Source organism: Aliinostoc maniaoense (genome assembly GCF_058172895.1).
In genome coordinates, this window is the sequence record NZ_CP187952.1 from 3,753,819 (window position 1) to 3,779,562 (window position 25,744).

At 38.1% G+C, this 25,744-nt stretch carries 16 protein-coding genes; 9 read left to right on the forward strand and 7 right to left on the reverse strand.

Annotation, left to right across the window (positions count from 1 at the left end; translation table 11 throughout):
* Positions 1–79: 79 nt before the first annotated feature.
* Positions 80–1,696: an NB-ARC domain-containing protein gene (locus ACPZ3T_RS16410; RefSeq protein ID WP_490270546.1), complete on the forward strand. Its 1,617-nt coding sequence runs from the start codon at positions 80–82 to the stop codon at positions 1,694–1,696.
* A gap of 115 nt (positions 1,697–1,811) precedes the next feature.
* Here ACPZ3T_RS16410 and ACPZ3T_RS16415 read toward each other — a convergent pair whose 3' ends face one another.
* Positions 1,812–2,747 carry a Fic family protein gene (locus tag ACPZ3T_RS16415; protein WP_490270547.1) on the reverse strand — a complete coding sequence of 312 codons (936 nt, stop codon included), beginning with the start codon at positions 2,745–2,747 and terminating at the stop codon, positions 1,812–1,814.
* A gap of 815 nt (positions 2,748–3,562) precedes the next feature.
* Between ACPZ3T_RS16415 and ACPZ3T_RS16420 the strand changes: the two genes are divergently transcribed.
* The 8 genes from ACPZ3T_RS16420 (at position 3,563) to ACPZ3T_RS16455 (ending at position 12,574) form a co-directional block, all read left to right on the forward strand.
* Positions 3,563–4,876, forward strand: a complete 1,314-nt coding sequence (locus ACPZ3T_RS16420) for a Tudor-knot domain-containing protein (protein ID WP_490270548.1) — start codon at positions 3,563–3,565, stop codon at positions 4,874–4,876.
* 154 nt (positions 4,877–5,030) lie between these two features.
* Positions 5,031–5,639: a hypothetical protein gene (locus tag ACPZ3T_RS16425; protein WP_490270550.1), complete on the forward strand. Its 609-nt coding sequence runs from the start codon at positions 5,031–5,033 to the stop codon at positions 5,637–5,639.
* A 363-nt stretch (positions 5,640–6,002) separates the two neighbouring features.
* Positions 6,003–7,718: a precorrin-3B C(17)-methyltransferase gene (gene cobJ, locus ACPZ3T_RS16430; RefSeq protein ID WP_490270551.1), complete on the forward strand. Its 1,716-nt coding sequence runs from the start codon at positions 6,003–6,005 to the stop codon at positions 7,716–7,718.
* Positions 7,719–8,186: 468 nt separating this feature from the next.
* Positions 8,187–8,696, forward strand: a complete 510-nt coding sequence (locus ACPZ3T_RS16435; protein ID WP_490270552.1) for a hypothetical protein — start codon at positions 8,187–8,189, stop codon at positions 8,694–8,696.
* A 644-nt stretch (positions 8,697–9,340) separates the two neighbouring features.
* Positions 9,341–9,508, forward strand: coding sequence for a hypothetical protein (locus ACPZ3T_RS16440; RefSeq protein ID WP_490270554.1), 168 nt, complete (start codon positions 9,341–9,343; stop codon positions 9,506–9,508).
* A 390-nt stretch (positions 9,509–9,898) separates the two neighbouring features.
* Positions 9,899–11,248, forward strand: a complete 1,350-nt coding sequence (locus ACPZ3T_RS16445) for a tetratricopeptide repeat protein (protein WP_490270555.1) — start codon at positions 9,899–9,901, stop codon at positions 11,246–11,248.
* 94 nt (positions 11,249–11,342) lie between these two features.
* On the forward strand, positions 11,343–11,561 hold the full coding sequence (locus tag ACPZ3T_RS16450) for a hypothetical protein (RefSeq protein ID WP_490270556.1): 219 nt from the start codon (positions 11,343–11,345) through the stop codon (positions 11,559–11,561).
* Positions 11,562–12,358: 797 nt separating this feature from the next.
* On the forward strand, positions 12,359–12,574 hold the full coding sequence (locus tag ACPZ3T_RS16455; protein WP_490270557.1) for a hypothetical protein: 216 nt from the start codon (positions 12,359–12,361) through the stop codon (positions 12,572–12,574).
* 196 nt (positions 12,575–12,770) lie between these two features.
* On the opposite strand, the gene ACPZ3T_RS16460 is transcribed toward ACPZ3T_RS16455, so the two are convergent.
* From ACPZ3T_RS16460 to ACPZ3T_RS16485, 6 genes are all read right to left on the reverse strand, one after another.
* Positions 12,771–13,508 carry a peptidylprolyl isomerase gene (locus ACPZ3T_RS16460; protein ID WP_490270558.1) on the reverse strand — a complete coding sequence of 246 codons (738 nt, stop codon included), beginning with the start codon at positions 13,506–13,508 and terminating at the stop codon, positions 12,771–12,773.
* A gap of 129 nt (positions 13,509–13,637) precedes the next feature.
* Positions 13,638–15,146 (reverse strand): beta-barrel domain-containing protein, encoded by a 1,509-nt coding sequence (locus ACPZ3T_RS16465; RefSeq protein WP_490270559.1) that lies wholly within the window; start codon positions 15,144–15,146, stop codon positions 13,638–13,640.
* Positions 15,147–15,255: 109 nt separating this feature from the next.
* Positions 15,256–17,967 carry a peptidase domain-containing ABC transporter gene (locus ACPZ3T_RS16470; protein ID WP_490270560.1) on the reverse strand — a complete coding sequence of 904 codons (2,712 nt, stop codon included), beginning with the start codon at positions 17,965–17,967 and terminating at the stop codon, positions 15,256–15,258.
* 4 nt (positions 17,968–17,971) lie between these two features.
* Entirely contained in the window at positions 17,972–18,541 is a 570-nt protein-coding gene (locus tag ACPZ3T_RS16475) for a helix-turn-helix domain-containing protein (protein ID WP_490270561.1), read from the reverse strand.
* 544 nt (positions 18,542–19,085) lie between these two features.
* A complete protein-coding gene (locus ACPZ3T_RS16480; RefSeq protein WP_490270562.1) occupies positions 19,086–19,238 on the reverse strand; it encodes a hypothetical protein in 153 nt (50 codons plus the stop codon).
* A gap of 101 nt (positions 19,239–19,339) precedes the next feature.
* Entirely contained in the window at positions 19,340–25,546 is a 6,207-nt protein-coding gene (locus tag ACPZ3T_RS16485) for a trifunctional serine/threonine-protein kinase/ATP-binding protein/sensor histidine kinase (RefSeq protein WP_490270563.1), read from the reverse strand.
* Positions 25,547–25,744: the final 198 nt, after the last annotated feature.

Below are 25,744 nucleotides of genomic sequence, written 5' to 3' on the forward strand. Positions count from 1 at the left end.
TATGAAATATCAAATACATTGAAATAAGCTTAAGCATTGTTGTACGATAGTTATGTAACTAAACACACATTAATGCAGAATGCCAAGGTCATTGAAAGTTCACCATGACTGTATTGATCAAGTCAAAGTAGCACTGACACGTAATGGCTACCCCACCCAAAAAAGCCTGGCTTATGACACAGGACTAGCTCTAGCTACAGTTAGTAAGTTCCTCACAGGAAAAGCAGTTGGTCATGCAAATTTTGAAGAACTATGTCGTAAATTACAGCTAGATTGGAGAGACGTATCTACACTTAATTCTCATTTTCGATTTGATTATCTAAGTAATAACACAGAATTAATTGCAAAAAAAAACACAGACTGGGGCGCAGCAATTGATGTTTTCTCATTTTATGGACGCTCACAAGAACTGACACAACTAAAGTCATGGATTCTAGAAGATGGCTGTCGCTTAGTGACAGTCTTAGGTATGGCTGGGGTTGGGAAAACGACTTTAGCCACTAAATTAGCAATATCAATTCAAGATCAGTTTGAGTATGTAATTTGGCGAGCAATACAACATACTTCTTCAGCAAACGACCTTTTAACTGAGTTTGTATTATTTTTATCCAATCAGCAAGAAAGCAAACCCGACATCAATCTGCTGATTCATTATCTACGTACATTCTCATGTCTATTAATTTTAGACAACCTAGAAACAACCTTAGATGCCGACTTGATGGGACACTATCGCTCAGGTTATCAGATATATAGTGATTTAATCCGAGCAATTGGCACAACCAACCATAATAGCTGTCTGATTTTAACCTCTAGAGAAAAGCCTGCTGAAATCGCCACCTTAGAGAGAACAGCTTTCAAGGTGCGTTCCCTCAACTTAGAAGGTTCTCAAGAGGTAGCCTTACACTTACTGCAATCAAAGCAACTGCTAGCTTCAGAGGAGCAAAAACAGAAATTATGCCTTCTCTACAGTCATAACCCTTTACAAATCAATATGGTTGCTAATGCCATCATCAGGCTATTTGATAGCAATATAGACAAATTCCTAGAACAAAATACCTTATTGCTCAGTAACATTAGCCAATTACTCAAACAACAGTTACATCGTCTTTCTGAGCTTGAATGGCATATTATGTACTGTATAGCTATTAATCAGCAAGTAACAAGTATTGATATCTTAGCTAAAAAGATTTGGTTGACTGTTCCTAAATACCAATTATTGAACGCCATAGAAAGATTGATTTGGCGTTCATTAATTGAAAAACAAGCCGAAGGTTATACCCAAAAGCCTGTGGTGATGGAGTATGTAATAGAGCAGATGAAAGAGCAGATTTTAAGTGAACTGATAAATAAAGAATTTTTCCTGTTTAATAAGCATTTACTGGTTACAGAAAACAGCAAATATGGCAGTATAGAAAATCAGACACCAGTAATTTTGGGAAGCATTGCAGACCAGTTTTGTAATTATTTTCCGTCCAGAATAGCTCTTAAAAGACACATTCAAGAAATCATAGAAGAAGTACAAACTTTTAAGCACTGCTTATCTGAATATGGAATATCAAATTTTATTCATCTGTGCAAATATCTGGAATTTGAGTTAACAACAGCAGAACAAGAGATATTCCAGTATGGTCTCTCATATCTTGATGAAAGCACAACAGCGATCGCTCTCCACAAAAAAAAATGCGATCGCCGTTAATTTTCGTTTTCGTAGTAAGAGTTACACGCGCCAGTTCTGCATCCTTAACCGTACCAATGTCGCTTAAACTCAGGAAACCGCAACTGAGGGATACTTTGCTTTAAGTTCTTACCCATTACCTAAAACCCTTATCAATAAAATCAGTAATTTCCTGATAAAAAACCTGCCCCTTTTCTCTACTACTACTTGCAGTCACTAATAACCTTAAAGTTTCCACCAATGAATTTATAACAGCATCACAAACCAAATTAAAAAGCTGACTTAAATCATCTTGGTTTTGTTGTCCATAAGCCAAAGCATTAATATAATCATTGCGGATTTGATTATTAATTACCACAATAGGATAACCCGCACTAATTAACAATAAATTCATTAATAATCTAGCCGTTCTGCCATTCCCATCCCGAAAAGGATGGATCGAGACAAAACGATAATGCGCCATTGTGGCATATTCTACCGGATGGAGTGTTAAAGCAGCATCCGAATTGAGCCAGATGACAAAATCTGCCATTAATTGAGATAGTAAATAATGGGGAGGATAAATATAATTTGTTCCTGCTGCCATCACATCCAACTTCCGATAACAACCCGCTTCATCAGGGTTAATTTTCCTCAGAATGAGATTGTGAATTTGTTTAATTTCCCATTCATTAATTTCTATATCTTTTTGGGCTAAACTTTCAATATAGTCTATCGCTTCCTTATGTCCAATCACCTCTAAATGTTCATCGAGAGTCTTACCGCCAATTGTAATCCCTTTTGTTAACACTAACTCAGTTTCACTTTGAGTTAAAGTATTTCCTTCAATGGCATTAGAGTTATAAGTAAAGCGGACATCATAGAGCTTTTTGAGTTCGGCGATCATTGTTTGATCAAATGGTCTAAAGTCATCTAACCAAGCTTTTAGCTTATCAATTTGCTCTAATTTCAGTTGATAATTCATACTCACATAATTACTGATTAAAGCAGTTAATGAAAAATCTTTTTTTTGACTTAAACCAATTACCTGTTCAATAAACTGCTCGTAAAGTTTAGAGGAAGATACTAGCATAGGGTAATGGGTAATACCAATTCTCCAAAATAAAGCTACACATAGACAACAGGGGGCAGGGGGCAGGGGGCAGGGGGCAGGGGGCAGGGGGCAGGGAGCCGGGGGAGACAAGGTAGACAAGGTAGACGAGAAATACTTACCTCAATGCCCAATGCCCAATGCCCAACTCCTCACAAAACCCGCGAATCAGCCGCTCTGTCTCCACCATCTTTTGATTAATTTCCTTTTACTCCTCAAAGGTATCTACATTAGACCTATTGCATAAATATTTTTTTGCCTCACGCAAAGGCGCAAAGACGCAAAGAAGGACTCTATAATCGTCACTTTTGCAAGATGTCTATTAAGCAATAAGTAGAACGGCGTGAATAATTCAAGGTTTGTAGTAGGGACTTTAGTCCTCTCTTAAGGGCTAAAGCCCTTACTACAAGCCCATTCAATTAAATTTTACATTACTTAATGTAGTTTGTTTTTTTCTCGCCGACTTACTTAATCCCGAAATTTATCAGCATTCATCTTGCCCCGAAGGGAGTCGGCAATATTCCAAAGCTGGGTTTCTAGCTTTTTCTTGTGTCCGTTTTGTCCGTTCAGTTCGTTCGTCATTTATCATTCCATTTCAGACTGGGGGCAAAGTTATGCTTGCAAACGGTTAATTTCATCCAAAATTAGCTGACTTCATGTAGTTTGGTAGAAATCAAGGTTACTTTTTTAGCTGTTCTGGGAACTCTATCACTAAGGTTCAGTTAAGGCTAGTTTCCGTAGCAATTTTAAGCTGAATCCGAACTGTGTTGTCAGTACGATTTTGTGTTTGAGGATTTATGGATAAATCAATTATTCAGTTGGTTGATGAGTTACCTGCTGATAATATCACTGTCAAGGTTCTAAAGGCTGTCGATTTTGTAGCACCCAGTCAATGGAATAATCTTGTAGGCTTTGATAATACTGTTCGTGCTATCACTGGAGAAAGCGATCCTCAAATCATCCAGAGAATCCGGGAACGGGCTGCGGCTTTATATCAAGATCCTCAACAGAACTACCAGAGTGTCATCAAACTTTATCAAACAATTGATAAAGCAGATACGGCTATGGCGGCGGCGGCTTTAGCCAATAAAGTTGGTGAAAAAATTGGTTTTCTGTCGTTTTTAAGCAATATTACGCCCAAAGCTGATGTCACTCAGACGATTGATTTAGTCTTAAAAATTGCTATTGAAATCATCGCCTTTTGCAAACTCAATGGGATTCCTCAGCCAAACCCCCAAGAGTTTGTCAATTCTCTAAGCAACAACTATCAAGGCTCATCTCTCATACGGATGGTAGCTTTAGTTTGTATAGATGGATTGCTACCATTAGGCCCCGATTTTCTCAGCAAAATACAAGAATTGATGAGTGGGAATAATACTTCTGGACAAATCACCCAAAATCCTGTGTTTTTGGCAGTGAATAATTCTCTACCAGGAAATAATCCTACTGACAAACTTGGTTTTATTACTCAAGGCTTTAACTCTGTACAAGGCTGGATAAGTGGCTTTGTATCTAAGACTGGCTTAACTCCTCAAACCATTTTTAGTAGTTTGGGTAATTTTATTCAGATTGCTGATGATAACCTAGACTTTGTAGCAGCTTTCCTTGATCAAACTACAAATTACTATGAGCATACAGGGATTCAAACTGTCGCTTACAATGTAATTCAGAAAGCTCATATTTTAGTTAAACAGGAAATTCAACAACAGCAACTATTACAATCAAACCGTGTCGATACTACCTCTGCTGTTAATGGAGAGAACAATGACTATGGAGTTGGTAAAGCAGTAGAAGTTTGGGATGAGGAGGAAGAAGATTGGTATTCTGCTACTGTTGAGAAAGTCAAAGATAATGAATACTTTATTCATTACGCTGGTTACGGTTCATCCTATGATGAATGGGTAGGCCCTGATGATATGCGTATTCGCAACCATAAATCATCTGATGATAATGGATATGCGGTAGGTCTAAAGGTGAAAGTTTGGGATGAAGATCAGGAAGAGTGGTATTCTGCCACTATTAACAAAATTCAGGGTCAACAATACTATGTACACTACCTTGATTACGACTCATCCTATGATGAATGGGTTGATCTAGAAGAGATTGCCTAGGAATAAATTAGGAGAATAAGAAGATGCGATCGCCTGTATGATGAAAGTGGCGATCGCTTTTGATTTGACACCACACATAGGAGGGATATCTGCAAATATCTGCTCTCAAACAACTTATAATCAGAGAAAATATCTGATTAATTAGTTTACTATCATGACATTTACGCCTACAGATAATTTTCTTGGTATTTTATCTCAAGCTGCTACTGCCTATAGACAAAATTATCAACTGCCTACAACTGAAGAAATTGTTAATGCTTTATTAGCAGCAGAAACAACCGCAAAAAAACAAAAGATAAATTATAATTTTGATTCTCTAGTGGGTAAGTGGCGTTTATGTTTTGCCACTGGCACAAAGAAAGCCAGAGAACGCGGGGGAATTATTTTAGGAAAGGGTTGGTATGTGCCAAAACTGGTGACTATTCATATTTGCTTTAGTAGAAATCTAGAGCTAGATATCAATAAAGGTGAAATTAGTAATCAGGTAAAATTAGGAAAAATATTATTGCAATTAACAGGTAAATCTAAATATTTAGGCAAGAAAAATCTCCTAGCTTTTGACTTTACTCAAATGTCTCTGAGTTTATTTGGTCGTACTATTTATCAACAACAGATTCGTTCTGGTAAAAGTCAATCTGAAGGTTTTTACAACCAACCCATTGCTAAACTACCCTTTTTTGCGTTCTTTATAATTAACGCAGATTTGATTGCCGCCCGTGGACGTGGGGGAGGTTTAGCATTGTGGATTCGAGAAGATTGCTAGATTAGCTATAGGAATCGGCTTTGATTACTGAAATTATTTGCGTAGTAAGGGAAGAGGGTTGGGGTAAGAAGGAATTTAGAGGTGTACGGATTTTTTTCAAAAATCAAATAGGAGTCCTATATTATATCAACAGGGCTTACGTAAGTGTCACAATTGATCGTTGATGCGTGACGCTATAAGTCTCATGACTACGTTCACATACTTTCGCAGTGTCACACATCTTACATCAAAAATATGCTAGTTGCGTAAGTCCTAATTCAAAATAAAAGCAATATTTCTATAAAATTTTGTGATAGAGATATAGCATTAACAATACTGTAAAAATTACATTTGCAAAATATTAATTAAACCTCAAGAAATTTTATGAACAAGGTTGCACCTGCTGTTATAGTCTTAAGTCAAAATAGTGTTACACTAGCTCGCAAAATCATCACTGTCTTACCAGGCGCAACACTCTACGGTTTAGCAGGACGCACCTGTGATGTTGATATCAGCTTTACTAATTTCGGTGAAACACTCCGGGAATTGTTCGCCGCCGGCACACCTCTAATTGGTATTTGTGCGGCTGGTATTCTCATTAGAACCCTAGCACCCCTAATTTCCGACAAACGCCAAGAACCGCCACTGTTAGCGGTGGCTGAGGATGGTAGCGCAGTTGTCCCGCTTTTGGGGGGACTAAATGGAGTCAATGATTTAGCACGGCGCATTGCTGAGGTACTAGATACCCAAGCAGCAATTACTACTACAGGGGATATTCGTTTCCGCACAGCTTTGTTATCACCTCCCCCTGGGTATCATTTAGCTAACGCAGATGATGCGAAGAAATTTATCTCTGATTTATTAGCAGGGGCGCAGGTAAAGTTAGAAGGAACTGCACCTTGGTTAAGTCATAGTCAGTTACCCATTGACCCCAATGGCAATTTAACCATCCAAGTCACAGAACGCTGTGTGACTCCTACAGCTAACTGTCTGGTATATCATCCTAAAAATATTGCGATCGCCATCACTCACCCTGATGTTACTCTAGACTTAGTACAAACATTACTAGCTAACGCAGACATCGCTAGTGCAGCCATCGCCGGCATATTTGCACCCATTGCTATTGCCCCCTATGCCAACATCCACACCATAGCCGATTTCTACGGTGTGCCGATGCGGTTTTTCCCTAAAGAGTTAGCAGCAGAAACATTGGCCTTAACAGCGACAGGTAGAGATGGTAAATTAATTGACTCATTATCGCAGATAGCGATCGCCTACGGTGGGCGGTACGCCATCGCTATTTCTTCCGAACCCCTAGACCCCAACACCATCGGTCAACCCCAGGGAAAGTTAGCAATTATTGGTACAGGCCCCGGCAGTTCTCAATGGATGTCACCGGAAGTCAAAGAAATTCTCAAATCTGCCACTGACTTAGTAGGCTACAAAACTTATCTAGATTTAGTCGGTTCTCTCGCAGCAGGAAAACAACGCCATGAGTCAGACAACCGCGAAGAAATTGCACGGGCAACAATGGCCTTAGATTTAGCAGCTACCGGACGCTATGTAGTGGTAGTTTCTTCCGGCGACCCTGGTATCTATGCAATGGCTACGGCTGTATTTGAAGTTTTCGACCACCACCACAAACCAGAATGGGACAGTATTGATATTCACGTCGCACCGGGAATTTCCGCCATGCAAGCCGCCGCCGCCGCCGTTGGCGCACCCTTGGGTCATGATTTTTGTACGATTTCCCTATCGGACATTTTAAAACCCTGGTCAATTATTGAAAAACGGATTGCTGCTGCTGCTGAAGCTGACTTTGCTATTGCCTTCTACAATCCTGTTTCTAAAGAACGGACTTGGCAATTAGCTGATGCCAGAAATATTTTACTCCGTTACAGAACCCCCAACACTCCCGTAATTTTAGCCCGAAATCTCGGCAGACCAGGACAGAGTATCAAAGTAATTACCCTTGAGGAGTTAGCACCAGATGTTGCAGATATGCGAACAGTGATTATTGTTGGTTCTAGCCAAACTAAAATCATCAACCGCATTGATGCTAGTGTTAGCGTCTATACACCTAGACGGTATGGCAAATAATATCGTGTTCGGTTAGAGACTTATAATTAAGACTGCAAGGGGGCAGGGGGCAGGGGGCAGGGGGCAGGGGGCAGGGGGAGACAAGGGAGACAAGGGAGCGATCGCTTATGTTGACACTGATATTAATTTATACAAAAATTACCGAGACTGTATCCCCAACAAAATTTTGTAGTGCAGAGTAGTTATGTCAAGGCTTTGATTAGGGTTAAGCATGAGATTGACGAACATCAAGGAGGATTTGCCTCATCTGAAAATGACCATTTTGACAATACATCTTTCTGCAAAAAAGATTACATCTTTCTACATTTTCCACTACGAGTATAAACTTTAAACTATTCTCCATAAAAATTGAGTAATATCCGTACTTATACAAAAAGAAATGAATTTGTGTATTTTTTTAAAAAATGAATAAATTATTTTGAAAAAATTGCTCAATTTAGTTGCAAATAAGCAAAGGAGAAAAGAAAGATGAATCGTCAACAAAAATTTTCAATGGTGATTTTAACACTAGCAATGAGTTTTTCTGGTATAAAGCCAGTAGCTGCTGAAAATTCTCCTATTAAACCAGCTATACCCCCTACAAAATTACTTTCTCAAGCTTCATCATTTACTATTGCTCAACTAACAGAAGCTAGTTCTCCTGTTTACGGAAAATGGAAACTACAATACAGCGTTAATGGCGTTATTTACGAAAGTATTCTGACAATGCAAGGATATTATGGAAGTATGAGAACTCGTTATTTTGATCACGAAATCAATAGAACTGTTGCTGTTGATCAAACAATGAGATTGAAGTCTTCATCTTCTGGACTAGTTTTATTAGGATATAATCCTGTTTATGCGGGTACTAATACACCTAACGCTAATTATAGTGCGGATAATTTTTTATTTCAAGTTCGTCCCAATGGACAATTGATAGTTTTGACTTGTGATAATTCTTTACAGTGTTCACCTGTAGATTTAGAAGCTATTCGCTAAATAACACTTTCTCAAGCAACACAAAAACCTCGCCAGTTTCACTACTGTCTCTAGTGATGATAACGCCAATATATCTAGGAATCATATTTGATTTCTGAAAAAAACTCAGTACACCTGGGTTACTTCTTTTCCTGTTCCCCCAACCCCGTTCCCCGTTCCCTACCTACGCAAATAATTTCAATATTCAAGTCGGATTCCTATATCTGATCAATTCTTCTAGACTAGGTGTTGGTTATCGTCAATTCATATAGGATTGCTATAGTCCATTGGGAATTGGTTTTATTACTTATTACTTTTTTCAATCAGTTGCTGTACCTCATAAAGATCGAATCTGCTGTAATTTACGCTGAACTGAAACATTAACACAGCTTAATTATAGTAATTTTGCTCTATTTTTAGCACATATCACCTTAATAAATTCTCACCCCTTACAGGTTAATTAGCAATTAATTCCAGGCTTTGTAGCTCATCATAAACTACATTACAAGCCTTTTTCCATAGTTATAAAAATACAATAGTTATGTTGCTTTATCATGCCAAAAAATCTTGAATTTAATAAAATAATCCGCAATTATAGTCATAGGAAAAGAGAAACAAAACTCAATTTCCTATCAAAATAAACTTACTAACAAGGAATTAATCCAATGGCTGAAATTAAAATCAACCAACTAAACATTGACAAAAACTCAGAAATCGTTGATCTAAAAGCTGAAGCTGCACAAGGTAATACCGCAGCTATTGTTGCTTTCAAAAGCTTACGTGGAGGTCTTGCTGCTCGTAAGGCTTGTTGGTGTACTCAACAGATGTTATAAGAGTTTCTATCGAACAATATTTGATGCAGTTTTGAGAACCATAAAAATGGAACTCATTTTCTAAAACAACATTGATTTTATCCACAACAACACTAAAAATTGCTGTTGTGGATAAATTTCATCAAAATCACTAATTCTTTATGAAGCTGTATATAATTCGATCCCTCCTAAACCCCCTTGAAAAAGGGGAAAACAAGAATCAAAGTCCCTCTTTTTAAGGAGAGTCACTAAGTTAGACAGCTTTCTCGGCTTGCAGCAAGTGGCATGGATTTAGGGGGATCTAAATATGTGCCAATTTACATGAAATTGGTATAACTCGGATGGAGTTGTTTGCCGTAATTAAGAGATTTTAGGTAATTTTTAATTTTTTATTGTGGAGGAAAATTTATTATGTCGATGCTGAATAGTTTACCTGTAAATTGGTTAAATCGGCCATATATCGATTTAGGTGACTGTAATATTGGTGCATTTCATCTGTATGGAATTGAGTTTAATTATCTTAATTTAGTTAGTGGAAAACCTATTAGCACAGGGCCAATTCAGCATAATATTCAGGTTAATCTTCCTCCATCCTTTAGAGAAAGTCTATTAAGAGAAACTGGCTTATTACAGTATCAAGTTAAAAATCCTTTAGAACTACCTACTGACTTACGCACAGAAAGATGGGATAAGTTATGTGAATATTTGACACACTATCAAGAACTACAAAGCTTTACTCAGTTCAGGGTGATAAGTCTGTTAAAAAGCTTGTGTTTAGATGAAGCGGTATTAGAATATGTACCGGAGATGTCAGCTTCAGAAATAGCGCAAGATCCTATATTGGCAGCCTTGGCTTTTTCCCGTGCCATGTGTAGTTTAATGATTAATCTTGACTCTGGCACACTTCAAAACTTAAGTGAATTGGAACTAATTGCTAATTATGCTCCATCTGAAACTCAAACAAAATTTGGTGCGGCTCTTCAGTTGGTAGTGCAGTATGCAAAAACATTTAGAAATTTAGCACAGGCAGAATATTGGCGAGAAATAGCTACACAAGAACTGAAGAATTTAAAATCGTCCTTAGATGAGTTTACCTATACTCGCCTACTGAGTATTTATTACCGAGCGGTGGTTTTTATACCGCTTATCAAGAACGATCAAGAGCAAGTTATTCAAGAAATGGATCTGAGTGAATTTTATGGAAATAGATTAATTTCAATTGCTAGTAATGACAATGAAAAAATAGTAGCTGATGAAAATCTCAATATAGTTTTTGAGAGTCGAACGAAAGAAGCTTTGTGGCTTGGTGATATAGATTTAGCTGAAGAGCGATCGCACAAACTCACCCAGATGGATCAATTTGATCCTAGATACCGTCTAGAACTGGGAGAAATTTACATCAAGCAGGGTAAAATAGCAGCAGCTGCTCAGATGTATCGTTCCGCAGCCAGATTAGGGCCACCAGGAACAGAGATCGCTTGGTTTATGGCTGCTCAATGTCATGAGCAACTAGGTGAAATAGATATAGCTTGTGATTGTTACCTCGCTTCAATACAAATAGATAAACTTGCTATTTCTGCTGTAGAGCGACTGCATAAATTAGCTCCGCGTTTGGGGGATTTAGCTCTTACCCAATGGAGCAATATCCGCTTGTCACAATTACGAGAACAGCAAAAAATTATAGCCAATCAACCCTCAACTTCTTACATACCAGAAGCCTCTTCTGAGTTGAAGAAAGCCGCAGAAAAAATCATGGTTTGATTTCATTTTTTGACGATATTTCTAGATCAGTCTTGAAATATCTATTTTTGCCGTACCTCTAAAAGTGGTGATATTCAATTAAAGGGGAAATAAAATGTTGCATAACAACAGAAAAAAACAGATTTCTTGTGAACTCAATGATCTAATTGATAATGCTGTCAAAAATGCTATCATTCGCCGAAATCATGATGTTGATTCAACCAATGATGTATTTGATTTATCTGAAGAAGAAACCCAAAATATTATAGGTGGTTTGTCAGGTTCACATCAAGGTACATCTACTTGTGGTATGCAATGTCCAATTCAATTCTAGCAAGAGTATTTTGATCATCTATCAAACTCAAGTGACAAGCAATTCATCATAACACAACAATAGTTAAAATCATGCTGTTATATCAACCCAATCCTTTTGTTGGGTTGTTTTTTATTGTTTTCCATCTCTGTAAAATGAGTTCTAGAGAAGCTGAAACCTTAATTTATGTCACCATACATTTGAGATAAACCAAAAACAATCCTTAAAGCCTTACATAGCGGTAATACTGTTTCTTGATGTAGCTTGCCTGGCGTAGCCATAGATGCACTTTATTCTGTACTGTAGAGACGTTGCATGCAACGTCTCTACATCATTTATTTGGCGCAACTTCATAGAGAATTGGTATAAGTAGAACAGGGTAAATAATTCAACGTTTGTAATGTACCCCTCCGGGCAAGCAAGCTACGAGCAGCGTCTCGTTCGCTGTAAGCATCTCCTAGAGAAAAGAGAAGTTTAGTTATCAAATAAGGACTAAAGTCCTTACTACGAACTTAATCTTAGTTTTTTTACAATTTATATGTAGTAAAATATTGGTAAACTAAGCTTAATTACAGCAATTATGATACTGTATTTATACATAAACACTCTTGGTTTATCAAATATATTTACAGTAAGTAAATAACACACTATTTTTCCAAAAAATTCTATTAAAAATAGTAGATATTATGTTTATTTTTATTATTTAAAGCAATTGCCATTCCCAGATAAATAAGAGATTCTTGTAATGAGATGAAGAAATTCAACATCTCATCGTAAACACAATATCTTGAATTAGTAAACTACAAGGAAATTTGCAAATGGCTAACATTGTAATTACAGAATTGCAATCAACTCCAACAGAATTTAAAGACCTTTCTGCATCCTATTTAACAGGTATCAGAGGAGGTACTAGTGGTTCATTAACTATTGGTCGCACAACAACAACAACAACAACTACTACTAATTCAGATGGTAGTTCAACTACTACAACTACCACGACGACCACTGGAATAAATATAACAATAGATCCGTAGATAAATACAATAGTCAGTGTGTAGGCTTGCTCAACAAACTTGTTTTACAAGCCTACACATCATAAACTGGCAAGGAACAAAATAAGTATATGTAGTAACGCACCCAAAGCTTTGGAGGGTGCGTGCTAATACAACTTAGCTATCTGTTTAAAAATCAAATAAGATTTTTATTGACGCACCCTACTACTACCAGTCACTAATCAAGCTCAAGAGTAAGTTCCACTTGCTCACTTTGCGTTTTCAGCCATTCATAATACAACTGTGCAGAAATTTCTTGACGTAACTTTTCATCTAGTTGTCTTTGCACAATCTCCTCTACAAAAATTAAATGCACACCTTTAGCTGTCAGAATAGGCTTTAAAAGCTGTGGGTGTTTAGCTGCAAACACAGCACTAGAAACTTCGACACTTAAATCTTGACGATGGACTAACCCCATATATCCACATTTACGGCGTAATTCTATATCTTGAATATATTTGTGAGCAACATCAAAGAAGCTCGTTTCATCTTCTTTAATTGCATAAAAAAGTTCCCAAGCTAAATCTTCATCATCTAACATCACCTCATACATCACTGCACCTTGATAATCAAGTTGACGCTCATAAAAGTATGGTTCAACTTGATTTGTAAATAAGTGAGCAGCCAGCTTACTCGAAACTAAATTTGTATAAACAATATGTTCAAAATCATCTAGAGATAAATGATGTTTTTCTAGCCATTTCCAAGTGTCTTCAGCATTGAGGAGATTATTTACCAACCGCATTTTATCTGCTGCTTTTTGTAGTTCTTCTGTCTCAATTTTGATACCTACTTCAGCCGCAGATGTTTCAATAACTCTCCGCATGATAATCTGCTGAATGATATCAGGTATATGACCTGATATTTTGATTTGCTGTACAAGATCATTATTGGTGATACTCATAGATTGTGGCACAATTTTTCTCCGCATTTTATTCATGAAAGACTACAAAAACTATTTGATTTTTAGTTATTAGTAAACCAAGTTTAGATTTTAGATTCCATCCCCAACCCAAAATTTAAAATCTAAAATTCCGAGAGTAACCTATAACTTCAAACCACCTGCTTGTAATTGTCTAAATGGGTCAAGTAGAAAATCAATAATTCGTCTTTGACGCACAATTACTTCTGCCCTTGCTGTCTCTCCTGGACGGAGAGGAATGCACTTATTATCACTCTTAATACAATGTTGTTTGAGAGCAATTTCTAAGTTATAAGCTGCAACTTTACCATTAGCAGTATCCACTTCTATAGTAGTAGGAGAAATATCAATTAATTCTCCTTCTACTACACCATGCTTTTGGAAAGGATAAGCATCAAACTTGAGTTTAACTGGTAATCCTTTCCGCAAAGAACCACTTTCTGTAGTTGGCATTTGCGCCCGAATTATTAACGCTGAACCAACAGGCGCGATTTCTGCCACCATTGTTCCCGGTTCAACTACAGCACCAGCTTTGGTAATAGGTAATTGAAATATACTTCCGCTCTCTGGTGCTTTTAATTCCCGTTGTGCTAATTGAATATTTAAGCTTTCAATCTGTCTTTGAGTCTGGGCAATTTCTGCATTGAGTGTGGTAATTTCTGTTTCGAGATTCTTTTGCTGTTCCTCAATTCGTAATAAGGCTAATTGAGCCGAACGAGTTAAGGTTTGATAACTGCGTTGTTGTTCATTCAGGCGTAATTGTGCTTGGGTAATATCTGCTTTTCCTTGTTTGACAATTCGCTCATAACTACTCTGCTGTTCTGCTACACGTAGCTTGGCTTGTTGAATATCTGACTGACTTTGTTCAAATAATTTTTGCTTTTCTTTTGCTATTTCTTGCTTCTCTACAAAATTAACTTCTGGGATGACTCCTTCTTGATAGAGTTTACGATATCTGGCTTGTTCTTGTTGGGCGATCGCTAAACTACTGGCAATTAAACTACTAGCAGTTTTACTATGTTCTAAATTTTGTTTTACCTGATTTACTTGAGCCATTTTTTCGGATTTTTGTAACTCATAGGCATTATTTAAAGCAATTAAATTTTGCTTGGCTTGGTCAATTTGGGATTGTTTTTCTAATGCTTGAGATTGATTTTGTTGCTGCTGAGTAGTAAAAGCGACGACTAATTGATTTTGAGAAGATTTTAACTGCGATCGCCTGTTTAATTGCCCCTCTAATTTATCTTGTATTTGTCGTAATTCTGCTTGAATTAAATCTGTATCTAACAACAGTAAAGTCTGTCCTTGATTAACTACCTCACCCTCTCTAACTCGGATTTCTTTCACAGTTCCAGAAACCGCACTATCTAACCTAATTGTTTTACCTTGAGGTTCAATTCTACCCGCAGCCGTTCCTGTTTCATCCACCTGAGATAACATCGCCCAAGGTAAAACCACAGACACAAACACCACCAAAAAATACAGTAAACCCCTAGTCCAAACCTGCGGTACACTATCTAATAAATCCTTAGTAGCAAAAGACCAATCTGTATTAGCCTCCACTATCGATGCAGATATTACCTCTTCCTGCTCAACTTCTTCTGTCACCCTACCATTCCATAAATTCGCCATAATCCCTCCTAAAAAAACTCTCTGCCCCTGCTCCCTGCCCCCTGCCCCCTGCCCCCTGCCCCCTGCCCCCTGCCCCCTGCTCCCTACCCCCTACTCCCTGCCCCCCTCCCTACTCCTGCCCTCCAAATTGCTGCTGATTGAGGTAGAAATAATGTCCACGCTTCGCCATCAACTCCTCATGATTACCACTTTCAATCAATACACCTCTATCTAGAACCAAAATCAAATCTGCGTTTTTGATAGTAGATAGACGATGGGCAATTACTAAAGAAGTTCTTCCCTGAAGAATAGTTTTCAGATTTTGTTGGATAATCCTCTCGGACTCAGTATCAAGATGGGAAGTAGCTTCATCTAAAATCAACAGTCGAGGATTACCTAACAAAGCTCGTGCGATCGCAATTCTTTGCCTTTGTCCACCAGACAACAGCCCACCACCTTCACCAATTTGAGTTTCATAACCCATAGGTAACTTTTGAATAAATTCATCTGCACCAGCTAATTTAGCAGCCTCCATAATCTCAGCTAAACTTGCTTGAGGATGTGCCAAACTAATATTTTCTCGGATGGTATTTCCAAACAAAAAAGTATCTTGATCAACTACTCCCACCTGCTGGCGTAGAGAATGTAAAGAGATATTAGTCATATCATGACCATCAATTAAAATTCTGCCATCTGTAGGCGGATACAAACCTAGAACTAACTTAGAAATCGTTGTTTTTCCCGAACCACTACGCCCTACCAAAGCAGCCATCTGTCCGGGTTTAATTGTGAAACTGAGATTTTCTAAAATATTTAGCTCGCTTTCTGTATGATAACGGAATGTGACATTTTCAAAGCAAACTTTACCTTTGATTATCGGTAAATTTTGCTTTATCTCTATTCTTAAATCTTCTTCTAAATCTGTATCTAATACATCATTAATCCGCTCAGCAGCAATAATCACTTCCTGTAACTCATTCCACAGCACAGTTAATCTTTGGAAAGGGCGAATAATATTACCTAGCAACATATTAAATGCTACTAATTGCCCAATGGTTAATTGCTGTTCAATGACTAAATACGCTCCATACCACAATAAGGCAGTAGATACAACAGCTTCAATCGTATTACTAAAAATTTGCAATCGATTGCCAATCATTTGTCCAGAAAAACTGGTTTTGACTGACTTTTGTAATAACTCCTCCCAATGCCAACGCACAGTTTGCTCTACTGCTGTAGATTTGACTGTACTTATACCAGTCAATGCCTCAATTAAATAACTACTTTCTTTTGCTACAGCCTGAAATATTTCTCTAGAAATCCTTTGTAAAAATGGTGTAGCTATCAACGCCAACAAAAAAAATGGCGGCACAATTATCAAAGATAGCAAAGCCATGCGCCAACTGTACCAAAACATTAATCCTAGATAAATCACAACAGTAATTAAGTCTAAGACAATTGATAATGCCTCCCCAGAAAGAAATCTTTTGATTTTAGTATTTTCTTGTAAACGAGAAATAATATCTCCTACATAACGGGTTTCAAAAAAACTCAGACGTAGCTGTAAAACGTGCCGAATAAATGCTACTACCAAGGCAACATCTATTCTATTAGCAGTGTGGTCTAACAGATATTGCCTTAAGCCAATTATAGCTACACGAAAAAGGCTAAAAATCATCAAGCCCAACCCGATCGCCGTTAAGGTGAGTTGTGAACCTTGCACCACTACACTATCTAAAATTAACTGGGTAAATAGCGGGGTAATCAGTCCAAATATCTGAATAAAAATCGAAGCAATAAATACTTCTAAAATCACCACTGAATGGGGCTTGACTAACTCAAAAAATTGCCAAAATGGTGTAGTAATTTCTTGAGCATCTTTAAATAAAGCTGTTGGTTCTAATAACAGTGCATAACCAGTCCAGTCTGCTTGGAATTGTCGATGTGTGAGAGTGCGCTGACCAATAGCAGGATCGGCAACAATTACGTGTTTACTGTTAATTTCATAAACAACGATATAATGCTTCCCTTCCCAATGGACAATAGCAGGTAATTTTTGCTTTGCCAATTGATTAAAACTAGCTTTCACAGGCCTAGTATTCAAACCTAAACTTTCCGCCGCTACTGTTAAACCCCGTAAAGAAGCCCCATTCCGGTCAACATTAGCAATATCTCGCAAGCGGTTCACACTAAATTGCTTACCCCAATAACGCGCCACCATTACTAGACAAGCCGCACCACAGTCAGAACCACTCTGTTGGGCAAAAAAAGGAAAGCGTCGAGTTACTCGTTGTAATAGATGACGAACCCTCTCCGTAGGAGTTGGAAAGTAAGCTTTATTAATCTTTTTCTCTGGTTTAGCCTTAGTTAAAGATGGCGTTGGTGTCGGTAATATTTGCTGTTCTTCTGCCTCATTAGAGTTGAGTAACAGAGAATTTACAGCTTTAGCTTGAGTGATTAAATATTGATTGATTTCGGGATATTTTGTCATCAAATGAGCAACAACTTCACCGGGAATCAAACACAGTTGCAGATTTTTACTAGCTCTAGCTGTGTAAGGAATAAAGTTGTCATCAGGAAACAAGGTAAAATGTCCAAATACTCCTCCAACTTCTAAGGTACTAATTAATTCTCCCGTCTCATCTAATAACCTAACTTTGCCAGATAAAACTATATAAAGACCACTTTCAACCCCACTTCCTGAAAAAAATTTTCCTATTTTTGGTTCTAAATATTGAAATTTCTGTTGATAGGTTTGTAATTCTACTTCTGCAACAGGATAACCAAGGGTATTTCTCAGCAGTTCTAAAGAAACGCTGGTGATAGATGAATTTTGCACCATAAAGTTAGGATTTAGTCTCGAATTTTATGAAGTGAATTGGTAATATTTCACTGGTATCTAGAAGATTTTCAGATGAGATATCTGTAATAAAAATTTGTGAACTTTGAGCTTTTGGTATTGTGTTACCTGGTAAATTTGGAGTTTTAGGTTTTGTGGATAATCCCATTTGTTTGAGTAAGCGTTTGATATGACAATCACTGACTTTCACTCCAAATTCTTGGGCTAAATGTTTGTTTAACCAGTTCGCTGTCCAACGTCGAAAACCATAACCATAATCACGAGGGTCAGCGTTTACTAACTGTTTTAAACGGTTTAAATACTCTTCATTAACCGCTTTAGGACGACCAATTCGTGAAGTTTCCCACTGGTGCGCCATACCACTACGAGCAATATGTATCCAATGTCGTGCTGTAGCTGCACAGCATCCTAATGTACGACAAATTTCTGTTTGTGATTTTCCTTCATCAGCCAGCAACATAATTTGGATACGCTGGCGATATAACTCAGGTAAATCTTCTTCCAGATTTTTTAACAATAGCTTGCGTTGAAATGGAGTTAAAAATTTACCAGACATACTTTAGCCAAAAAAATTGAATGTTATTTCTAGTTATCAGTAGTTATGCGAGGATTTACGCAAATCGCAATGAAAATTAAAGCTTGATGAGGATGTTCTACCCCACTATCGGCAATAATCTACAAAACGCTTTATAGACGTGTAAAACCTCGTATAAACACGCTAGATGAATATTATGGTCGTAATGACGCAAAAAATAGGTTATTGTTGCCTAAATTTGCGATTATTACTGAATAGAAGCAATTTTTATTTACCATAAGATGGCATCAAAGGATCAATAGACTCCACAATACAGAGTAAAAAAACTGTAGCAATTTTGCATTGGTCTTTTCTGCACATCAAAATGCACTATTCATCGCTGTGTAGTAAATAATTATGTAATAAATAGTGCAGAAAACTGCATTATGAATGATAAGGCTACATTTAGCCCTGTTGTCTAAAGCAGTTTGGTAGAGGTCTTCGGCATTTTTGCTCATCAACTTAGCGACAATTTGCGCGATCGCTTCTGGTATTTGGCTAACAATTCACTAAAGCTGGGATAATCTTATTGCAACAATTTTGTGACAACCTGACGCTGGCTTAATTCTTCCACTGCTTGATAAACAACCGTTCGAGAACCCAGATATAATTGCTCAACGATTTCATAGCCAGGAATGTCGGGTAATGGATTTACGTAGGTGCTTGCCGCCAGTGTCATATTATTAGTCAAAAGCATCTAGGGAATTTATCTCATTGTTATAATTCCCTCAAAGTTGATTTTGAGCAGTAGGAAGCAGGGTTTTTTTGTGTAGCTGCAATTTACACTGGAATTTCAATTAAAAATTCTGTTCCTTCGCCCAGAACAGATTTGCAACTTAGTTTTCCACCGTGAGTTTCTTCAACAATTTGCCGAGCGATCGCCAATCCTAACCCCGTGCCTTTGCCGACAGCTTTCGTCGTAAATAAATTGTCAAATATCTTTTGTTTAATATCTTCACTCATCCCCTTAGCATTGTCAGCGATCGCAATTTTAACAAGATTATTCTCTAGCTCAGTGGTAATAGTAATTCGGTTAGGATTGGCTTGAATATCTGCCATATTTCGTCCAAGATTCGACTCTTCTAAAGCATCAATAGCATTAGCAAGAATATTCATAAATACCTGATTTAATTGCCCAGGAAAACATTCTATTTGTGGTAAACTACCATAGTTTGTGATAACTTCAATTGCTGGCCGTTGCTCGTTAGCTTTCAGACGATGTTTGAGAATCAAAATTGTACTATCAATGCCTTCGTGAATATTAAATCGCACTTTGTAATCTCGATCAGCACGAGAGAAAGTACGTAAACTAGTGCTGATATTTTTCAGGCGATCGCACGCCAAAGTCATGGAATCAAGCATTTTGGGCAAGTCTTCTAAGCTATATTCCAAGTCAATTTCTTGGGCATGGTCTTCGATTTCTTCACTTTTATTTGGGAAAGTTTCTTGATAGAGTTTTAAGTGTTCAAAAATATCAGTAAAGGTGGGTTTAGCTTGTTTGATACTGGCAGCAATAAAACCCAAAGGATTATTCATTTCGTGAGCTACACCAGCAACTAAGTTACCCAAAGCAGACATTTTCTCACTTTGAATTATTTGTAATTGTGCTTGTTGCAAGGCAAGTTCAGCCTGTTTGCGTTGCGCAGCTTGCCGATAGGCATCGCTAATATTTTTGACAAATGCACAGTTGTATTCTTCGCCTTCCAGTTTAAGGTAGTTAACCGTTACTTCAACCGGATAACTATGCCCTGATTTGTTGAAATTGTAAGCCTCAAAGACAAATGAACCCTTCTGCTTAAGCTCCTGCCAATGCTTTTCCCAAATTTCCGACGAAAGTTCTGGGTTGAAGTCCCACACGCATTTTTGCAAAATCTCAGTTCGAGAATAGCCTAGATCGTCGCAGGCGGCATCATTAACATAAGAAATCTGTCCGCTCGGTTTAACCCACCAGATCGGCACGCTGGAGCGATCGATGGCAAACTGAGTCAGTCTGAAAGATTTCTCAGCTTGTTTGCGATCGCTAATGTCAATCACTACCCCATCCCATACAATTACCCCATCGGCTTGTCGCGTTGGCCGAGAAGCAAATTGCACCCATTTTACCCTTCCCGAAGGCAAGACAAGGCGACATTCTTGTTTAAAAGGTGTGAGATTTTGTGCAGAGTCGGTGATGGCTTCTACCATTGCTGCGTGATCGTCAGGATGGTGCATGGTATAAAGATTATGTATCCCTGCCATTACCAAATTTGGATCTAACTCATACAAGTCCCAACAACCAGAACTAACGTAGGGTGTAGAAGTAGTACCATCCGCGGCCAGATGGAATTGGTATACCATACCCGGAATATTATTTGCCAAATTTTGAAAGCGGATTTCATTAGCCTGCAATTGCGTGAGAGATTGTGTCAATTGTTGGGCATAGTTCTGGGAATTTTCATACATTCGAGCATTTTCTAGGGAAATTGCCGCTTGAGTGCAAAGTAAATTCAGGAGTTCGACGCGATCGCTCGTAAACGCTCCCGTTACTAAACTATTTTCCAGATATAAAATGCCCATCAGCTTGCCTTGATACAAAATCGGACTACACAAAATACTTTTAGGCTGCTGTTGCTGAATATAGGGGTCATTGATAAATTGGGGATGTACCCTGGCATCCGCAATTACTATTGGTTTGAAACTGCGTTTGACAGTATGAATTAAGCCAACTGGTACATCAACTGAGTCCTCAACAGGCTGTGGGTTGAGCAGCATAGGATAAAAATCGATGTTATTACCAGAAAGCTTGGCCAAAGCTTGAATTTGCAGTTGATCGGACTGCGGCATCATGAATACACATCGATCAGATCCAGCATTTTTAATCACGATAGAAAGCAGTACCGAGAGCAATTTTTCTAATTCGATTTCACTGGAAATGGTTTGGTAAGCTTTGAAAATGACCCCTAAATCAAGAGATGTAGACACGCTGCTACTAGAAGGATGGGAACTAGTGGAGGTGCTGGTGCTATTCCCTAATGCAAAGATAGTTTCTTCTGTGGAGATAGGAGATTGAGTTTGCTGGAAGATGGGGGCAAGTAGTTGGGGATAGCGTCTTTCCAAATCAGCAACTTTGGCTTTTGCGCCCCAACAAGCATAACCGTAGTAGGCTTGAATTATGTATTCCTCAGCAATTCGTTCTTTGCCCCAGTCGAGATAAAACTTTGCGGCGAGTTCGTTGGCAAGGCTTTCTTCTTGGATATAGCCGTTAGCTTTTGCTCCAGCAATAGCACGATCATAAAATTCCATTGCTTCTTGTCGATTGCCCAACACTCGATACCACTCTGCTGCTACCAGATCGTATTTGTGTTGGAAATTTATGGGTGCGTGCGTTGCCCAGTATTTGAGAATTTCTTGGTTACTAACAATGCGTTCTTCTATCTGCTGTTGTTCTGACACTGAGAGTTGTTTAAACACTGCCAATTGCGCTAAAGACTCATAAAAATGAAAGATCGGTACATAAACAAAAGCCATAACAGCATCTAAATACTGTCTTGCTTGTTGGGCTTGTTGTGCGGCTGGGGCAAACTCGCCAAATAGATAGGAAATAATTAGTTTGTTAATCCACAGCAATGCTAATCCAGTGCGATCGCCTGCTGCTTCATGCAATAGCAATTGTTCCTGTTCATTGTAAGCTGTACCACTCAAAACCACGGGATTATCTGCATCTCCCGTTAAGTTCAGGATAATTTGCCGAGCTAATAGACAATAAGTAAGAGTGAGATTTTGCTTGAGGTGAGCGAGTGCTTGACAATAGGCATCAGATTCTACTTCTAGCTGAGTTAAATTTTCTCCAGCAAAACGGGAATATAATACGTAGTTATACGCACAATAACCACTAAAAGCAAAATCGCCTACATCCAAACAACTAGAATAAGCATTTTGTAAAGGTTGTAAAGTCTCACGCAAATGCGTTTTTCCATGTCTAGTGTAAAGATAGATCAGTGATAAAGTTTTGCCTTTGAATTGAGAATTGGGATCTCGACATAGTAAATCAAGGGCTAACTGACCAAATTCATAGCCTAATTCCAAGTTGCCTACGATACCACATAGTAATATTCCATAAGAAGCATAGGTAAAGGGTGATGTTGACTCATTGCCGTAGACAACCGATAGATAAACCTTTTTTAAAATCACCACTAAATATAAGAGCGGCTGAGATACATAAGCCGCAGGTGCTACTGATGTTAAAATTCGTGCTGCTGCCAGAATGTTGATATCTGTTGCAGGTGGGAGGTTGAGTAATTCAGCAGGTGAGCGTCCCTCAAGAATATGAGAAACAGCATCAAAAGCAGCTGTGACATCTGCTTGACTAGGTTCTGAAGGCAATTCCACTTGTAGTTGCCCAAGAATAGTAATTGTAGCAGCGATCGCATCGGCAATCTGACCCTGAGTAGTGAACGCCTCAATTATCACCTCGTACACACTGACCATATCTAATGGCGTTTTGGCATGGTCGAGAACCAGGTTAGTAAATGTTTGCATCTGTTGCAAATCACCAATCAGATGAGATGTTTCTGCCGCTATTTGATGCAGTTCCAAAGTCAACTTATATTGAGTTTGCCAACTGTCTTCAGCCAGTACATCTATACCTTTCTCGGCATATTGAAAAGCTGCAACATAGGCTGTGGCAATTTTGGCTTTGCGACTTGCTAAAAGGTTGAACTCCGCTAAGGCTTGACGTTCTGCGGATTGGGTGAGTAATTCTTTTGCCAGATTTAGTTGATTGACGATCGCAAAAATGCCATCTTCTAGGTTGGCTGCTGGTGTATTGTTTAGAAGTAATTGCCCAATCTTTAAGTGAACAGATTGTATTTCTTGGGGTGGAATCAAACAATAAGCTGCTTGTTGTACTCGGTCATGTAAAAATTTGTATTCAACTATCATTTGTTCTTGTTTTACTTCTTCTACAAATGACAAATTCCCTTTGACTGATGAGTCTTGTTGATAAAATTTATAAACTTCACTAATAGGTAAAATTAATCCTTCTTGTAATGCTTTCCACAAAGCAGATGCTGTTTCAATTTCTGATTGTTCTGAAACAATAGCTAAAGTTGCTAAATCAAAAGAGTTACCAATACAAGCTGCTAATTTGATGACTTGTTGAGTTGATAGCGGTAGTTTTCGCAATTGAAAACTCATAAAAGCCACAACGTCATCTGTAACCGCTTGAGTTGCCACTTGTGCAATGTCACATTCCCAGCCTCCCAGGGGAGAAAATCTAATTAATCCATCTTGATATAATGCTTTGAGAAACTGGGTGACGAAAAATGGATTACCTTGAGTTTTTTGATAAAGCAATACAGAAAGATTCCAGGCTAAACTTTCTGTGCATTTGAGAGTGTCAGCAACTAATTTATTTACTTGCTCTTGACTTAGTGGTAATAAAGTAATCGTATTAATTGTTGCTTGTTTTTTAATAATTTCACCCAATGTCAACATTAATGGATGTCCTGGGCTGACTTCGTTATCACGGTATGCACCAATGATGAACAGATGACTTGTATCAACCATTAATAGCTGGATTAAGTTCAGTGATGCTGAATCTGCCCATTGCAAATCATCTAAAAACATCACTAGGGGATGTTCTGCACTGGCAAAGACTTGAGTAAATTTATGAAATAATAAATTAAATCTATTTTGCGCTGCTGTTCCTGATAATTCCACAGCTTTTGGTTGTTCACCAATAATTCTTGATAATTCAGGGATGACTTCAATAATTACTTGTCCATTTTCGTCTATAGCATTTAAGATTTTGGTTTTCCATTGCTCTATTTGAACATCGCTTTCAGTTAGCAATTGGGACATTAAATCTCGGAATGCTTGCACAAAGGCACTGAAGGGAATATTGCGCCCAAATTGGTCATATTTCCCTTTAATAAAATAACCGCGTTGTCTAACAATTGGTTTGTGAACTTCATTGACAACCGCCGTTTTGCCAATTCCAGAGAAACCAGCGACGAGCATCATTTCGGTTGCACCCTGGCTGACTCTATCAAAGGCTGTCAGCAGGGTTTTAACTTCAGCTTCTCGTCCATAGAGTTTATCAGAAATGATGAAGCGATCGCACACGTCCTTTGTTGCTATTTCAAAGGATTTAATTTCACCAGTTGCTTCTAGCTGCTGTAAACAATTTTCTAAGTCAAACTTTAACCCTAATGCACTTTGATATCTATCTTCAGCATTTTTCGCCATCAATTTCATGACAATCTCACCCAGAACTGAAGGAAGTTCTGTTTTGGGATTACTTAACTTTTCTGGGACTTTTGCTAAATGAGAATGTACTAATTCCATTGGGTCATTTGATGCAAAAGGTAATTCTCCTGTGAGTAATTCATAAAAAGTCACACCCAAAGAATAGAAGTCTGTGCGATAATCAATCCCGCGATTCATTCTCCCTGTTTGTTCGGGAGATATATAAGCTAATGTCCCTTCTAAAACATTAGGATTGACTAGTGTTTGGGTTTCTCGTGGTAGTAAAGATGCAATGCTAAAGTCAATTAATTTAACTTGTTTAGTTTCGGGATTAATTAATATATTGCTGGGTTTGATATCTTTATGAATGATGCGATCGCGGTAGAGTATATTTAAGGTATCGCACAAAGCGATCGCTATCACTAAAAACTCTTTTAAAAACGCAGAATTTTGATTTTGGGCGAAATAATCATTCAGAGAAATTCCCCCAAAGTCTTCCATAACTAGGATATAGCCATTTTGAAAGGGTTCGAGGCTATAGGTTTGAATAATCGAAGGTGAATGGAGATTTTTCGCAATGGTGTACTGATTGCGAAACGACAAGAGTTCATGAAAGCTAGGAAAAGGATTTTTCAGTAATTTAATCGCTACTGGTACTGAGTCAGATTCTCTCACTGCTCGATAAACTTGGGTTCTAGAACCACTGTAGAGTTCTTCAATGATGCGATATCCAAGAATACTAGCAACAGCACTAACCATACAGCTAAATCCTCACCATTTCTGATGGATTTAGTATTCCCAAATCGTTGATGACAAGTTAAGAATAAGAAGACATATAGGAATCATATTTGATTATTGAACAGATACGTAGGGGAGGCAAATTGCAGTGTGGATTTTCCTCCTGCAATATTGCCGTTGTGTTAGCAGCGAGAGTACAACACCTAGCACCAAGGCCTA

Bases quoted from the DNA above. Each gene is read 5' to 3' on its own strand.
- ACPZ3T_RS16435 (WP_490270552.1), top strand. From the start codon at position 8,187: ATGAATCGTCAACAAAAATTTTCAATGGTGATTTTAACACTAGCAATG.
- ACPZ3T_RS16475 (WP_490270561.1), bottom strand. From the start codon at position 18,541: ATGTCTGGTAAATTTTTAACTCCATTTCAACGCAAGCTATTGTTAAAA.
- ACPZ3T_RS16455 (WP_490270557.1), top strand. From the start codon at position 12,359: ATGGCTAACATTGTAATTACAGAATTGCAATCAACTCCAACAGAATTT.
- cobJ (WP_490270551.1), top strand. From the start codon at position 6,003: ATGAACAAGGTTGCACCTGCTGTTATAGTCTTAAGTCAAAATAGTGTT.
- ACPZ3T_RS16465 (WP_490270559.1), bottom strand. From the start codon at position 15,146: ATGGCGAATTTATGGAATGGTAGGGTGACAGAAGAAGTTGAGCAGGAA.
- ACPZ3T_RS16425 (WP_490270550.1), top strand. From the start codon at position 5,031: ATGACATTTACGCCTACAGATAATTTTCTTGGTATTTTATCTCAAGCT.
- ACPZ3T_RS16415 (WP_490270547.1), bottom strand. From the start codon at position 2,747: ATGCTAGTATCTTCCTCTAAACTTTACGAGCAGTTTATTGAACAGGTA.
- ACPZ3T_RS16470 (WP_490270560.1), bottom strand. From the start codon at position 17,967: ATGGTGCAAAATTCATCTATCACCAGCGTTTCTTTAGAACTGCTGAGA.
- ACPZ3T_RS16445 (WP_490270555.1), top strand. From the start codon at position 9,899: ATGTCGATGCTGAATAGTTTACCTGTAAATTGGTTAAATCGGCCATAT.
- ACPZ3T_RS16485 (WP_490270563.1), bottom strand. From the start codon at position 25,546: ATGGTTAGTGCTGTTGCTAGTATTCTTGGATATCGCATCATTGAAGAA.
- ACPZ3T_RS16410 (WP_490270546.1), top strand. From the start codon at position 80: ATGCCAAGGTCATTGAAAGTTCACCATGACTGTATTGATCAAGTCAAA.
- ACPZ3T_RS16440 (WP_490270554.1), top strand. From the start codon at position 9,341: ATGGCTGAAATTAAAATCAACCAACTAAACATTGACAAAAACTCAGAA.
- ACPZ3T_RS16450 (WP_490270556.1), top strand. From the start codon at position 11,343: ATGTTGCATAACAACAGAAAAAAACAGATTTCTTGTGAACTCAATGAT.
- ACPZ3T_RS16420 (WP_490270548.1), top strand. From the start codon at position 3,563: ATGGATAAATCAATTATTCAGTTGGTTGATGAGTTACCTGCTGATAAT.
- ACPZ3T_RS16480 (WP_490270562.1), bottom strand. From the start codon at position 19,238: ATGACACTGGCGGCAAGCACCTACGTAAATCCATTACCCGACATTCCT.